The following is a 13,738-nucleotide window of genomic DNA, read 5'->3' as shown; positions in this document are numbered from 1 at the left end:
CTATAGGTCACGTCACATCTACCAGATGCGTTCAAATAGAGCGCCCCAGACTTCGGTTTGGGGCGCTTTCTTCAGTTGTGCGCGTTGTGTTGGTGGCTATCACCTTGAGAGCTGTCGCCATGTAGGGATTTGCTGCGCCACTTCACGAGTGCCACAGCGCCTGGGAGATTACCTCTCAGGCACTCTGTATTTTGCTGTTATCCGCTATGAAAAGGGCAGCGCCGCAGGTCCTCTTGCCAGGCCGGTCGCTGCGCCGTGAAGTTAGGCTTTACTTGAGTGTCGTCGTATTGCTGATGCCACACCGGCGTGGTGGCGGGCGAAAGCGGCGGAATTAACCACGACCAGAGCCCCCGGACTGGGCGCCCCGCACGGGCTTCTGCTGCCTCAAAGGCCTGAAATTGCCGGGTGACGCTGTGGTGGTCAGCCAGACGCACACCCGCCAGGTCAAAAGAATGCAGGGTGGCCACGTTCAGCTCCAACAGAGCGCGGTCTAGCCACAGCGAACGCCGCCACGTGGTGTCTAGGCCCAGCGCACGCGCCACCACAGGCAGCTGGTTATACCGGCCTTCGTCGGCCAGATTGCGCGCTGCAATTTCAGTCTGTAGGTACCAGCCATTAAATGGCGCACACGTGAACTGCTGCCCAGCAACGTCCAGGGTCATATTGCTGATGACCGGCAGAGCAGGCCACCGGAGCCCCAGCGCCTCTATAGCCGGGTGATCTGGGTGGGTGATCGTTACCTCCTGCACCGCATCGGCTGGCAGGTCAAAGAGGGTCACCTGGCCCTCAGCCTCAATGGCCAGTGGTAGGAGGTCAAAAGGGGTGCCGGGGCCGCCGGCCCAACCCAGTCGCAGTAGATGCTCGGTGAGGGCAACGTTTTGAGGATCGCCGACCACCGAGCCGTCGCTTTGTCGGTACCCGGCGTAGCGCAGCAACTGGTCATTGTGAATCCGCACGCCTGGCCCGAAGACACTCATAAGCGGCTGGATACGCCCGCCGTTAAACGCCGTTCGCAAGTGGTCGCACAGCGTGGCGAAGACCTGCGGCGCCTGGGTCACATGCCGCAGGTCACGCACGTTGAGAGCCGCCCAGGGCAGGCGGCCTACGCAGCGCGTGCTGTTGCGCCAAGCCACACGTGCGCCGTGGGCCAGTTCATCTGTGCTGAGCGTGATGGTCCCGGTGGTCAGCACCTGCCGCCGGCGCGTCGTTAGACCCGGCGTGCCTGTCTCGGCATGGTACAGCTCCAGAAAGTCCAGGGCATCCTGCAGCGCAGGCGACGGGGGAATGAGGCGACGAGGGGCTGACATTCTGCCCATGCTGCCCCCCCTGATCACGCAAAATGTCCCTGAGCTGCAGCCCAGGGAGAGATTCAGGACAGGTTAAACGCGGGCCAGCCGAGAGAAGTGGACCGAAGATAAGAGAGGAATATAGAAGTGGGAAGTGCTCACTATCGGGTTTGCCGTATGAGTTGGGAGCAGCCCATTCCTCGATTGCCATTCACTTGCTGGTTGTGAACGGCAATCTTTCTTCTGAGTCGGTGTGCTGGTTTGTAGAGAATCTCTATTGCCGACCGTTATCAGCCCTACCCCAAACGCAAACCGCTTCGCCTTAAGGTGCGCAGTTCTTGGCCGACTGACCCTTGGTGAGTTCTGCGCTTCGGGCGTCCACCTTCTCAATGACTTCTCTGTTGTCCAGTTCGTTCACTACGGCGCCGGGCCAGAAAAAGACAGCCCAGAAGACGTTTTCCTTGCTGATGCCTTTCTTGCTTTGGGCTTCAGACCGGATGCTGGCCAGTTTGACCTGCTCGTCTTTCATTTCTGCGCAGCTGAGGTCGCTCACCGGTTTGGCAGTAGCAGCGGTGTACTTGGGGGCGCAGGCCGAGAGAGCCAGCGCAGCGGTTGCGGCCAGAGCTAACGTTACTTTGTTCACAATTCTCTTAATAGCAGAGTTCTGGAACTCATGCAACATACATTTTTAGTTAGAGAGATATGGGAAGGGGATGGTCATCTTTGTCTACCGCAGGCATAAGTCCCCAATTGTGAGGCCAATCTCTACCCAAAAACCCCCATTGTTTTTGTGGAGCTACTCTGGTAAGTACAGTCAAAACCCCTGCGCCGGGCCTGGGCAGGGGTCTGGATGTGGCGCGCTCTCCGTGACTCGAACACGGGACCGACCGCTTAGAAGGCGGTTGCTCTATCCAACTGAGCTAAGAGCGCAAAAAGCCCCCTGAACGGGGGCCAGTTTGGAGCGGGATCACGGATTCGAACCGAGGCCAGAAGCTTGGAAGGCTGCTGTGCTACCACTACACCAATCCCGCACGGCGCGTGGAGGTGCCCAAGACAGGGTCACTGGGCTGCATGGTCGAGGCGACAGGATTCGAACCTGCGACCCCTTGGTCCCAAACCAAGTGCGCTACCGGCCTGCGCTACGCCTCGAACCATCCACGCGCAGGGGGCACTATAGCAGAAAGCCGCCCGCCTCTGTGCGCGCTATGCTGCGTGGTCGTGAGTGATGGCGCAGCCCGCGTAAAAACCTACCTGGACCTGGTGAAATTCGAGCACACGGTATTTGCCCTGCCGTTTGCCTACGCCGGGATGCTCCTGGCCAGCATGCAAACGCGCGGGAGCGGGTGGCCTGGCTGGGAGGTTCTGTTGTGGGTCACCGTGGCGATGGCGGCGGCCCGCACCGCCGCGATGGGTGCCAACCGGGTGATTGACCGCTACATCGACGCCCGCAATCCGCGCACGGCCGGGCGTGAAGTGCCCAGCGGCAAGGTCAAACCTGCGCAGGCCTGGGCGCTAGTGCTGGTCAGTCTGGGCCTCATGGCTTTTGCCGCCGCGCAGCTCAATCCGCTGTGCCTGGCCCTGATGCCTGTCGCCGTCATCTTCCTGATTGGTTATCCCTACACCAAGCGCTTTACCTGGCTGTGCCACGCCTGGCTGGGCGTGACCGACGGTGCGGCGGCGGCGGGCGGCTGGATTGCCGTGACCGGGGAGTTTGCGCCGCCGGCCTGGGTGCTGTGGGCCGTGGTGATTTTCTGGATGATTGGTCTGGACGTGATCTACGCCACGATGGACCGCGATTTCGATGTGGCCAACGGTATTCGCAGTATTCCGGCCCGCTTTGGGATTCCTAGGGCGCTGCGCATCGCGGCCCTCAGCCACGGTCTGACATTTGCCCTGCTCCTGGTGGTCGGTGCGGTCACGGGCGCGAGTGTGTGGTACTACCTGGCGGCGCTGGTGATGGGCGGCATTCTGCTGTACGAACACCGCATCGTGAATCCGCAGGACCTGGCGCGCGTGAACGTGGCCTTTTTTGACGCCAACATGTGGCTGGCCCTGACCATGCTGGCCGGTGTCATTCTGGACGTGACGTGGCGCACCCTGACCTGAGCCTCAGCTGGATTCCCCTGGACGCGGCCCAGGCGTTTGTCGGCGGCGATGAGCGCCTGGCTGCCACCCTGCTGGCGCGGGCGCGGGATAGGGCCGTGCCCGACAGTCTGGTCTGGGCCGTGCTGGAGCGCCTGCACGGCCTGGTGCTGATTCATGTGCAGCGTGAAGTTGAGGGCACCTTTGCGCTGGAACGTGCCGACGCCCTGCTGGACCAGGCTGGCGCGCCCCGCCCGGACCTGGAGTGGCTGAGCCTACGGGCAGCCCAGTAGAATGCCCAGAATGGTCCACGACCCTGTGGTAGATGGCGGGCAGAGCTGGGCGGTGACACTCACTGTCAGGCTGACTCGTGGGCGCCCGGAGCATTGCTGGGCCCGGCGCTCATCCTCCAGAGGTCAGGGGTGACGCTCGAAACGTCAGAACGGGAATTCGGCGCGCGGTTCGCTGCCTACGCGGCGTCAGGCATGCTGTACCCACAGCGCGAGGGCAGTCCCCTGCTGGAGTTCGCGGTAGGTGGCAGGGTCCTGTACCTTTTTGACCGGAGCGGGCCGTATGCCGCGCGCCCAGGGCCAGCGCACCTTGTGGTGCATGGGGTGCTGGACCCACATCACACCCAGGTGTTGCCGGCCAGCTCCCACTCAGAGAGCTTGCAGGTGCTGGGCGTATCCGCTGTGGAAGGACAGGGCGAGGTGTTATGGGCCCAGCGCGGCGTGCTGGTGGTCCAGGCCCGGCTGCCGCTGGTGCTGGCCACGCTTAACACACCAATCAGCGCGCAACCTGGCGAATGGCTGGCCTTCCGCACCCTGCCACCCCTGCACGGCTTTCTCGTGGGCCCGCCCTGAGGTTGGGAGTTCATTGCGTCAAGAGCGTGCTACGAGCGTCCTGTTAAGTTCTATAAGGCGCTGTCCTCGCTCGGCACGGTGAGTCCTGACTGGATTATCTCGGTACCAATCTTCCTTCGGTAGTAGTGGGCCTCGCACTCTTTATGAACTGGTCAATCGGTCGGCTGCAGCAGAGAGAAGGCTTTGAGAGTCCTTCTTTTTTACATCCGTCTAGCTATAATGGACGTGGCCTCATTGTGAGATTTTATATGTCTGAGTTCCCGCGACTTTGATTCAATCTCACCTTCCTTTCTGACCTGTCTTCAGGCATCATAAAGGCCGCTCTCTTATGCCTGACCTCCTGCTGCCCCTCCCCGGTCCCCAAGACGACACTGTCGCCGCCTGTATCGTGCTGGTGGACCTCGTGGGCAGCACCGCACTGGCCCAGCAGCTGACCCTGTCCCATTACATGGCTCTCATGCAGGAGTTCGTGCAGGTGATGCTGCTGAGTTTTGAGGCCCGTGGGGGCCAGGTGCTGCAGCATCAGGGTGACGCGGTGCTGGCGTGGTGGCCTGCACAGCACGCTGGCCAGGCGTGCGCCGCCGCACAGGACGCGCACCGCCGCGCCTCCCGCCTGAATCTGGCTGGTCAGCTGGGGGTGCAACTCCATCTTCGTGCTGGGGTCTCGGCTGGGCCGGTGTTGATGGGCATGGTGGGTGGGCAACTCAGTGCTTACGGTCTGCCTGTCAACTACGCCAAGCGCCTCTGTGACGCCGCGCGCCCCGGCGACACCCTGATTTGCGATGGGGTCAGCAGCCGCCTGCCCCAACATCTCACCTGGCCCTGCGCGCCGCTGGCGCTGGCTGGCTTTGGTACCCAGTGCAGCGCGCACCACCTACTGGACCTTTCTGCCGACGAAAGCCGCATGAAAGTTGATTAAGCGCGTGGGCGGGCTTCTCATGAGAGCGCTCCCTAGACTGGCCGCATGGAACGCAAGCCCCTGGTACTGGTCATTGAGGACGAGAAGGACATTGCACGCTTCATAGAACTTGAATTGGCTGCCGAAGGTTACGCCACTGAAGTCGCCTTTGACGGCGTCACAGGCCTGTCTAAATTTCGTGAGGTCAACCCCGACCTGGTGATTCTGGACCTGATGCTGCCGGTGCTGGACGGCCTGGAAGTGGCCCGCCGCATCCGCAAGACGAGCAATACACCCATCATCATTCTGACCGCCAAAGACGGTATTCAGGACAAGGTCGAGGGTCTGGATTCTGGCGCCGATGATTATCTCATCAAGCCGTTTTCCATTGAAGAGCTGCTGGCCCGCGTTCGTGCCCACCTGAGGCGCGTCAACCCGGCCGTGACGGGTGAGGTGCGCGTGGCCGACCTGGTGATGAACCTGGACGGCCGCGAAATCTTCCGGGGTGGGCGGCGCGTTGAACTGTCAGCCAAGGAATTTGAGTTGCTGGAACTGCTGGCCCGCAACCCTGGCAAGGTGTTTTCGCGCTTTGAAATCGAGGAAAAAGTCTGGCCGGAATACACAGGCGGCAGCAACGTGGTGGACGTGTACATCGGCTATCTGCGCCGCAAGCTGGAAGAAGGTGGCGAGCGCCGCCTGATTCACACGGTGCGCGGCGTGGGGTATGTGCTGCGCGAGGAGTAAAACATTGCCTGGCAGCTGCGGTCTCCCGGCGCTGTTGGCCTGGAGGCCTGCTCTCACGAACGGCGCCGCTAGACTGCCTGACATGAGTGCCGCCTCTTCCCGGAGTCGCCCGTGACCCTGCGCTGGCGGCTCACGCTGTTCTATACGGCGCTGCTGACTTTCTTGCTGACTGCCGTGGGCATCATCACGCTCTATGTAATGCGCGTAAGCCTGATTGGCAGCATTGACCGGGACCTCAACTCCACCTACGAGCAGTTTGTGCCGGTCGCGCCCCGATTGCCGCTGGATTCTCAGGTCAATCCGCTGGATGAGGCCAAGTTGGCCACCCGGTATTCCTTTTCAAACTACAGTCTGGCGGTCGAGGAACTGACTTTTTACAGCCAGCAGTCGCTGCTGGACGAACTGGCCGCTGCGAATACGCCTCAACAGAAAGACCAGTTGTTTCTGTCCATCGACGCCCTGCGCCAGGCCACCCGCCGTTCTCTGGCAGTAGACACCCAACGCCCCATCGAGCTGTCGCAGGCAGAGTTAGAACGGCTGATCAACTCGCCGGATGGCCGCCTGACGCTGAACCGCTCCGTGGCAGTGGCGGCCAACGTTCAGCCCACCCTGATGCGGCTGCTGGTGCTGCTCGTGCCGTTTCAGGCGCCGGAACTGACTGTGGGGGAGCCGGCCAAGTTGCAAGACCCGGCGACTGCGGTGGGCCTGCGTCTGGTCTATGTGGGCCGCAACCTGAGCACCGTGCAGCACCTGCTGGACCAGCTGAAAAACGTCATGCTGCTGCTGTTTGGTGTCGGTCTGGTCACGGCGGGCACGGGCGCCTACGCCCTGGCGGGGCAGGCGCTTCAACCTCTGCGCCGGGTCCAGCGCGCCGCCGAGCGCATTGGCGGTCAGAACCTGACTGACCGGGTGCCAGTGCCCACGACAGGCGATGAGGTCGAGTCGCTGGCCCGCGCCCTGAACGCCATGCTGGGCCGCCTGGAAGGCAGCTTCGAGGCGCAGCGCCGCTTTACCAGTGACGCCAGCCACGAGCTGCGTACGCCCGTGACGGCCATCAGCGGCCACGCCGGGTATCTGCTGCGGCGCACCAACCCCACAGGGCAGCAGGCCGAGAGCCTGCGCATCATTCAAAGTGAATCGGCGCGGCTGACCAACCTGATTGCCAGCCTGCTGCAACTGGCCCGTTCGGACAGCGGCGCGCTGGTGCTCAGCCGTCAGCCGATCCTGGCCGCCCTGTTTCTCTCGGACATCACGCGGGAACTGGCGCCGCTGGCCCAGGCCCAGCAGACCACCCTGACGGCCGTGGGCGAGGACGTGACCTTCGAGGGTGACCCCGACCGCCTCAAGCAGGTCATGATTAACCTGGTCAGTAACGCCCTGAAAGCCGGCGCCCAGACGATTACCCTGCGCAGCGCGCAGGTGGCGGGCGAGGTGCGCCTGAGTGTGCAGGACAACGGGCCTGGCATCCCCGCCGATCAGCTGGAGCGCCTGTTTGACCGCTTTTACCGCTTGGAAGACAGCCGCAGCCGCGACCAGGGCGGCGCGGGCCTGGGCCTGAGCATTGCGCGCGGCATCGTGGACGCCCACGGCGGGCGCATCTGGCTGGAAAGCGAACCCGGCCAGGGCACCACCGCGCATGTGCAGCTGCCGATTGGCAATGTACCGGTGCTGGACGAGGACGACGTGCCGTGAGGGGTGTGGGACGTAGGCTGTGGGAAAAGCAAACTTCCTGATGTGTCCTACGTCCCACCCCCTCCTTACCCCAGCATCAGCGCGTGGAACTCTTCCATGATGTTCTCGGCGTCTCCTGTGGTGCGGGCCACCACAAAAATGGTGTCCTCACCGGCAATGGTGCCCACGATATCGTCGCGGCGCACGCGGTCCAGCAGCAGGGCCACCCCGCTGGCGTGGCCTTCGGCGGTGCGGATAACCAGCATGTTCTCGCCCCGGTCCACGTCATGCACGAAGTTCTGAAAGAGGCGAGCCAGTTCTTCCTCGGCGCCCGTGTGGCCAGCGGTCTGCGCCAGGGCGTAGCGGTGGCGGCCCTTGCCCACCGGCAGGCGCACCAGGCGCAGCTCGTTGATGTCGCGGCTGACGGTGGCCTGCGTGACCCGGATGCCCTCGGCGCGCAGGCGCTCGACCAGATCGCCCTGGGTGCTGACGCTCTCGCGGGCGATGATGTCCTGAATGCGTTTTTGCCGTTGTTCCTTGCTGAGCGCGCCTGCCATTCCTCACATGCTATGAATATTCATTCCATTATGCAATCGGGGCCTATGGGGTGGGGGGCAGCAGCCGAACGGCCTCGGTCAGGAGCTGCTCGGCCACCTCGCGCTTGCTGAGGCGGGGCCAGTCCTCGTGGCGGCCGTCTGGCCGCACCAGGGTTACCTGATTGTCGTCGCCGCCGAACGCCGTCCCCTCGCGCGTGGGGTAATTCAGCAGGATAAAGTCGGCGTTCTTGCGCTGCGCCTTACCGGCGGCCCGCTCCACCCCAGCGTGCGTTTCCATGGCAAAGCCCACCAACACCCGGCGCCCCTTGTCCCGCCCCAACTCGGCCAGGATGTCGGGGTTGGGGGTCAGGTGGATGGTCACGTCGCCAGCAACTTTCGCCTGTTTTTCGCCGCTGGGGGCGGCAGCCCGGTAGTCGGCCACGGCGGCGGTCATGACCACGAGGTCAGCGGTCTGGGCGGCCGCGACCACGGCGTCCCGCAATTCCAGCGCCGACTCAATGCGTACCACCTTCAGCCCTGCTGGGTCAGGGAGGTTGACCGGCCCGGTCACCAGGGTCACCTGGGCGCCCCGGTCCCGCGCGGCCTCGGCCACGGCAAAGCCCATCTTGCCGCTGCTGGGATTGCTGATAAAGCGCACCGGGTCCAGGTACTCGCGCGTAGGACCAGCGGAGACCACCACCTGGCGGCCTGCGAGGTCGCAGAGGGAAGGGGAGGGGGGCATCACGCCTCCGGGCTGAGCGTTGCCTGTCCTGGGCCGCAGCGCCAGCACAGCCCCGGCAATGTCCTCCGGTTCGCTCATGCGACCCAGGCCCGACCCTTCGCCCTGGGTGCCGAATGCGCCCACGGCTGGCCCCAGGAAGGCGTGGCCCCAGCCGCGCAACTGCGCCGCGTTGGCCTGCACCGCCGGGTGGGTCCACATGGCCTCATTCATGGCGGGCACCCATATCACGGGCGCGCGCACGCTCAGCAGGGTCGCCAGCGCTAGGCTACCTGCGTGACCGTGGGCGGCGCCGGCCAGCAGGTCGGCGGTGGCGCCCACCACCACAGCGGCGTCCACCTTCGCGCTGTGCAGGTGCAGGGCGTCCGGGCGGGCCTCGAACCAGTGCTCATCCGTGCCCACCGGGCCCGCAGCAGCGGTGCTGAGGGCCAGCTCGGTGGTAAAGCTCAGGGCGGCGCGCGTGGCGATCACGCGGACGTGGGCGCCCCGCTCACGCAGCCTGCGCAGGACCGCTGGGGCCTTCACGGCGGCCACGCTGCCTCCCACAATCACAAGTACGTCCGGCGCCTGTTCGCTCATCAGGGCAAAGTGTAAAGGATCGGCAAGGGGCCGCCGCTCAAGCCTGGCAGCCGCCCGGTCAGCCGGGTTCTTCTCAGAATTCCGTTCCATTCTGGAAGAGGAAAGGAGAGCGGATGTTCGCTGCCTCCGGCGCGTTGCCAGCTCAACGGCCCGACATTCCCCTTGCCTCTCTGGCCGGAAACATGCCAGAAGTCTTCACATCGAGTCTTACCCCTCGCGCTGGCCGGTCACCCAGTAGCGCACGCGCTCAGCGATATTTTCCATGTGGTCGCCCACCCGCTCCAAGCTGCGGCCCACGCGCATTAACATCAGGGCCTTGCTGATATTGCGGGGGTCTTCAAGCATGTAGGTGACCAGTTCGCGCTGAATCTGCTCGTAGAGGTCGTCCACCTCGTCGTCCATCTGCACGGTCGCCTCGGCGCGGCTCACATCGCGGTCGGCGATGGCGGTGCGCAGGTTCTGGCTCATTTCACCCAGGCGGTCCAGCATCCGCGAAAGGTTCACGTAGCGTTTGAGGGCCGGGGCCTGGGCCAGCTCGGCGCCGTCTTCGGCCACATGCACCACGTAGTCCCCCATGCGCTCGATGTCGCTGAGGCTCTTGAGAATCAGGGCCACCATGCGCAGGTCGCGGGCCACCGGCTGGTGCAGCGCGATAATCCGCAGGCACTCGGCCTCAATTTGCGCTTCCTGGGCGTCCACCTCGCGGTCCAGGGCCTTGACCTCGCCTAGGCGCTCGACCTGCTCGCGCAGCAGCACGTCGCCGGCCACCGGCAGCATCTGCTCGACGGTGCCCAGCATATTGAGGGCGCCGTTCAGAACGGCACGTAAATCGTTTTCCAGGGCTTCGCGCATCGGGAACTCCTCGGGGAGGTGGGGGCAGAGACTCGGGTGGGGTGCCGGACAAGGGGCCAAGGGGACGGAAGGAGGGTGCTCTGAGACGGACTCCGGTTGAGGCGTGTGCAGAAACGGTGAAGTCCGTCTGACCCCTGATGAGAGCGACCCTAGCACCCGGCAGCGGGGCAGGTGTCAGGGGGATGTCAGCCGGGGGCCTGCCGGCTTACAGGCCCCCCACGCCCGGCAGCGTGAAGCAAAAGGCATTCTGGCTGCCCTGGCGTTCGGCCCAGGCCTGCCCGCCCCAGCCGTGCACAATCGAGCGCACGATGTACAGGCCCATGCCGCTGCCCTGGCCAGTGGCTGACGGGCCGCGGGTGTGCGCCCCGAACAGGCTCTCGGTGTCGGCGATAGGCGGGCCGCCGTCCAGCACGCTCACCTCGATCCAGGTGCCCCGCTCGGCGGTCAGCACCTGCAGCGGCTGACCGGCCGGGCCGTACTTCAGGGCGTTTTCCACGAGGTTGAGGAGCACCTGAAGCAGCTTGTCAGGGTCGGCACGCACCAGAAAGTCCTGCCCAAAGGTCACGGCGGCGCGCCGGGCAGTTAGTTCTGCCGACAGCAGCCGCTCGGCGCGGGCAAACGCTTCGCTCAGGGGCAGGGTCCGGGCCCGCGTGGGCCGGAACCCCACCGCCAGGTCCTCGACCAGCCGGGCCAGCCGCTCGGTTTCTTGCAGTCCCTGGCGCACAAAATTTTGCGAGAGGTCGCGCGGCATGTCGTATTCCAGGGCTTCAAGCACCCCGCGCAGCGCCGCCACGGGCGTACGGAATTCGTGCGACAGGACGGCGGTGGCCTCGCGCAGTTCGGCCTCGCGGCGGCGGTGGTCAGTCACGTCCTCCACAATCAGGGCGCCGCTGCTGCCGTCGCGGGTGGCCTGGCAGCGCAGGGTGCGCCCCGAGACCTCCAGTTCCAGCTCGCCGCCGCGTTCCAGCAGGGTTTCCAGGGTGTGGCGGCGCACGACCTCCAGCACCGGACGTCCCTGGGCCCGGTCCTGGGACAGCCCCCACAGCCGCGAGGCGGCGGCGTTCACCCGCGTAACCTGCCCGCCCTGGGTCAGCAGCACCGCCTGGGGCAGGGCGTCAATCCAGCGGTCTGTGACGGGCCCGGCGGCCAGGCCCTCCGCGCCCGTCACGGGGTTTCCGTCCAGGGGCGCATGCGGTAGCCCTTGCCGCGCACGGTTTCCAGAAAGCCGGGTTTGCCGGGGTCATCGTTCAGGTGGGCACGCAACTGCGTGACGTGCTGGTCCACCGTGCGCTCCCCGCCCAGAAAGTCCGCGCCCCACACCCGGTCCAGCAGCTCGGTGCGCGCGTAGACCCGGCCCACATGCTGGGTAAAAAAGGCCAGCAGGTCAAATTCGCGCCGCGTGAGGTTCAGGCGCTGGCCCCCCAGGCGCGCCTCGGCGGCGCTCATGTCCACGCTCAGCGGCCCGTTGGTCATCAGGGGCGGCACGTCCGGCTGACTGCGCCGCAGCAGCGCGCGCACCCGTGCCACCAGTTCTGCTGCTGAAAAGGGCTTGGTCAGGTAGTCGTCGGCCCCTGATTCCAGGCCCTCGACCCGCTCGGCCTCGGCGGCGCGGGCGGTCAGCATCAGCACCGGCAGGCGGCGCAGTTCGGCGTCGGCGCGCACCCGCCGCAAGAAACTCAGGCCGCTCTCGCCGGGCAGCATCCAGTCCAGCACCAGGGCGTCGGCTTCCGGCAGGGCGGCCAGGGCCCCGGCCACCGAGTCCAGGGCCGTGACGCGCAGCCCGGCCCGCTCCAGGTGAAAGCGCAGAACGTCGCGTACCGTTCCCTCGTCCTCGATGACAACGACGTGGCTCATTGCCTTTCATTCTGACCGGCCACGTCAGGCGGATGTCAGGCGCGCGGGTCAGCCGGACTGGACAGGGGCGGGCGGCTGTCCTTTCCGCGCCCCGGAACGGTGGGTTACGCTGCACAGGCCGGTCGCCGGAACGCGGAGAGTCTGGGCCCGGCCGTATGGGAACCGCAGCGACATCCCTCTCCAGGTGGTTCTGTGAGACGCCCTCCCACGCGCAAGGAGCAACTATGCGGAAGTACTACACCTCGGAATCGGTGTCCGAAGGGCACCCCGACAAGCTGGCCGACTTCATCTCGGACAGCATTCTCGACGAGTTTCTGCGCCAGGAACCCGGCAGCCGCGTGGCCGTCGAAACCCTGCTGACCACCGGCATGGCCGTGGTGGCGGGCGAAGTGACGGCCAAGCACGCGAGGGTGGACGTGCAAAAAACCGTCCGCGACGCCGTGATGAAGGTGGGCTACACCCGCGCCAACTACGGCTTTGACGCCGAATACAGCGCGGTGCTGGTCAGCCTGCACGAACAGAGTCCCGAGATTGCGGGCGGCGTGAACCACAGTGAAGAGTGGCGCGGCATGACGGACGACGAGCGCGCCCGCCCCGAGAACGCTCACTCCGAGGTGGGGGCCGGTGACCAGGGCCTGATGTTCGGCTACGCCACCGACGAGACCCCGGAGCTGATGCCGCTGCCGGTCTCGCTGGCGCACCGGCTGACGCGGCGCCTGGCTGAACTGCGCAAGGCGGGCACCCTGCCCTACCTGCGTCCCGACGCCAAGGCGCAGGTGACCGTGGTGCGTGACGGCGAGCCGCACGAGGCGGGCCTGACCCTGGTGGACACCGTGGTGATCAGCACCCAGCACAGCGAGGACGTGACCCAGGAGCAGATTCGCGCCGACATGCTTGAACATGTCATCGGGGCCGTCATTCCCGCCGAGTTGCTGACTGATGACACCAAATACTTCATCAACCCGTCGGGGCGCTTTGTGATTGGCGGGCCGCACGGCGACACCGGCCTGACCGGGCGCAAGATCATCGTGGACACCTACGGCGGGGCCGTGCCGCACGGCGGCGGCGCCTTTTCCGGCAAGGACCCCACCAAGGTGGACCGCAGCGCCGCCTACTACGCCCGCTTTATCGCCAAGAACATTGTGGCGGCGGGGCTGGCGCGCCGGGCGCTGGTGGAGGTCGCCTACGCGATTGGCCGCGCGCATCCGGTCAGCCTGCGGGTGGACACCTACGGCACCGGCACCGTGAGCGACGAGCGCCTGGCCGAACTGGTGGGGAGGCACTTTGACGCCCGCCCCCAGGCCATCATTGCTGAGCTGGACCTGCGCCGTCCCATCTACGCGCAGACGGCGGCTTACGGTCACTTTGGCCGCGCCGAGTTCCCCTGGGAAGGCACCCACAAGGCCGAGGCGCTGAAGGCCGCTGCGCAAGGCTAAACCGGGTGGTAGCGGAGGCTGGGAGCGCAATGCTTTCAGCCTCCTTCTCGTTTGGGGTTCTGGTCGCTGCGGAGGCAACGGCTGTCGCCTCTGGGCAACTGCGTTCGGCAGCGTCATTCAACAAGCTGAAGAACCAAGCCGCCGTCGCCGCCGGGAGGTCTAGAGGGCCGCCCGCCGAGCAGAACTGCTCTGCTCTCC

14 protein-coding genes and 3 tRNA genes are annotated in these 13,738 nt (G+C 65.3%); 7 read left to right on the top strand and 10 right to left on the bottom strand.

Features of this window, described 5'->3' with window-relative positions:
* Positions 1–197 precede the first annotated feature (197 nt).
* From K7W42_RS14775 to K7W42_RS14755, 5 genes are all read right to left on the bottom strand, one after another.
* On the bottom strand, positions 198–1,307 hold the full coding sequence (locus K7W42_RS14775; protein WP_224575675.1) for a nitric oxide synthase oxygenase: 1,110 nt from the start codon (positions 1,305–1,307) through the stop codon (positions 198–200).
* Positions 1,308–1,608: 301 nt separating this feature from the next.
* Complete coding sequence (locus tag K7W42_RS14770) at positions 1,609–1,968, bottom strand: hypothetical protein (protein ID WP_224575673.1); 360 nt, start codon at positions 1,966–1,968, stop codon at positions 1,609–1,611.
* A gap of 171 nt (positions 1,969–2,139) precedes the next feature.
* Positions 2,140–2,216: transfer RNA gene (locus K7W42_RS14765), tRNA-Arg, on the bottom strand.
* A gap of 27 nt (positions 2,217–2,243) precedes the next feature.
* Positions 2,244–2,317: transfer RNA gene (locus K7W42_RS14760), tRNA-Gly, on the bottom strand.
* A 41-nt stretch (positions 2,318–2,358) separates the two neighbouring features.
* Positions 2,359–2,435: transfer RNA gene (locus K7W42_RS14755), tRNA-Pro, on the bottom strand.
* Positions 2,436–2,504: 69 nt separating this feature from the next.
* On the opposite strand from K7W42_RS14755, the gene mqnP reads away from it, so the two are divergent.
* The 6 genes from mqnP to K7W42_RS14725 all read left to right on the top strand — a co-directional run bounded on the left by mqnP (position 2,505) and on the right by K7W42_RS14725 (position 7,565).
* Complete coding sequence (gene mqnP, locus K7W42_RS14750; protein WP_224575672.1) at positions 2,505–3,392, top strand: menaquinone biosynthesis prenyltransferase MqnP; 888 nt, start codon at positions 2,505–2,507, stop codon at positions 3,390–3,392.
* Positions 3,374–3,661 carry a hypothetical protein gene (locus K7W42_RS14745; RefSeq protein WP_224575671.1) on the top strand — a complete coding sequence of 96 codons (288 nt, stop codon included), beginning with the start codon at positions 3,374–3,376 and terminating at the stop codon, positions 3,659–3,661. The genes mqnP and K7W42_RS14745 overlap by 19 nt, the downstream gene beginning before the upstream one ends.
* A 192-nt stretch (positions 3,662–3,853) precedes the next feature.
* Entirely contained in the window at positions 3,854–4,231 is a 378-nt protein-coding gene (locus K7W42_RS14740) for a hypothetical protein (protein WP_224575670.1), read from the top strand.
* A 328-nt stretch (positions 4,232–4,559) separates the two neighbouring features.
* Positions 4,560–5,150 carry an adenylate/guanylate cyclase domain-containing protein gene (locus K7W42_RS14735; protein WP_224575669.1) on the top strand — a complete coding sequence of 197 codons (591 nt, stop codon included), beginning with the start codon at positions 4,560–4,562 and terminating at the stop codon, positions 5,148–5,150.
* A 45-nt stretch (positions 5,151–5,195) separates the two neighbouring features.
* The gene (locus K7W42_RS14730; protein WP_010887388.1) at positions 5,196–5,873 is read left to right on the top strand and encodes a response regulator transcription factor; all 678 of its coding nucleotides are present in this window, start codon (positions 5,196–5,198) and stop codon (positions 5,871–5,873) included.
* A 111-nt stretch (positions 5,874–5,984) separates the two neighbouring features.
* On the top strand, positions 5,985–7,565 hold the full coding sequence (locus tag K7W42_RS14725) for a sensor histidine kinase (protein WP_224575668.1): 1,581 nt from the start codon (positions 5,985–5,987) through the stop codon (positions 7,563–7,565).
* Between the two features lie 65 nt (positions 7,566–7,630).
* On the opposite strand, the gene argR is transcribed toward K7W42_RS14725, so the two are convergent.
* The 5 genes from argR to K7W42_RS14700 all read right to left on the bottom strand — a co-directional run bounded on the left by argR (position 7,631) and on the right by K7W42_RS14700 (position 12,104).
* Positions 7,631–8,101, bottom strand: coding sequence for an arginine repressor (gene argR, locus K7W42_RS14720; RefSeq protein ID WP_224575667.1), 471 nt, complete (start codon positions 8,099–8,101; stop codon positions 7,631–7,633).
* 43 nt (positions 8,102–8,144) lie between these two features.
* Positions 8,145–9,398, bottom strand: a complete 1,254-nt coding sequence (coaBC, locus tag K7W42_RS14715; protein WP_224575666.1) for a bifunctional phosphopantothenoylcysteine decarboxylase/phosphopantothenate--cysteine ligase CoaBC — start codon at positions 9,396–9,398, stop codon at positions 8,145–8,147.
* A gap of 207 nt (positions 9,399–9,605) precedes the next feature.
* Entirely contained in the window at positions 9,606–10,250 is a 645-nt protein-coding gene (gene phoU, locus K7W42_RS14710; RefSeq protein WP_157458844.1) for a phosphate signaling complex protein PhoU, read from the bottom strand.
* Between the two features lie 205 nt (positions 10,251–10,455).
* Positions 10,456–11,418 carry a sensor histidine kinase gene (locus tag K7W42_RS14705; protein ID WP_224575665.1) on the bottom strand — a complete coding sequence of 321 codons (963 nt, stop codon included), beginning with the start codon at positions 11,416–11,418 and terminating at the stop codon, positions 10,456–10,458.
* Complete coding sequence (locus K7W42_RS14700) at positions 11,415–12,104, bottom strand: winged helix-turn-helix domain-containing protein (RefSeq protein ID WP_157458843.1); 690 nt, start codon at positions 12,102–12,104, stop codon at positions 11,415–11,417. The genes K7W42_RS14705 and K7W42_RS14700 overlap by 4 nt, the downstream gene beginning before the upstream one ends.
* A gap of 224 nt (positions 12,105–12,328) precedes the next feature.
* On the opposite strand from K7W42_RS14700, the gene metK reads away from it, so the two are divergent.
* Complete coding sequence (metK, locus tag K7W42_RS14695) at positions 12,329–13,540, top strand: methionine adenosyltransferase (RefSeq protein WP_224575664.1); 1,212 nt, start codon at positions 12,329–12,331, stop codon at positions 13,538–13,540.
* The last annotated feature ends 198 nt before the right edge of the window (positions 13,541–13,738 follow it).

Source organism: Deinococcus betulae (genome assembly GCF_020166395.1).
GTDB lineage: Bacteria > Deinococcota > Deinococci > Deinococcales > Deinococcaceae > Deinococcus > Deinococcus betulae.
Note: the sequence above shows the minus strand (reverse complement) of the source record. Positions and strands in the feature narration are given on the sequence as shown.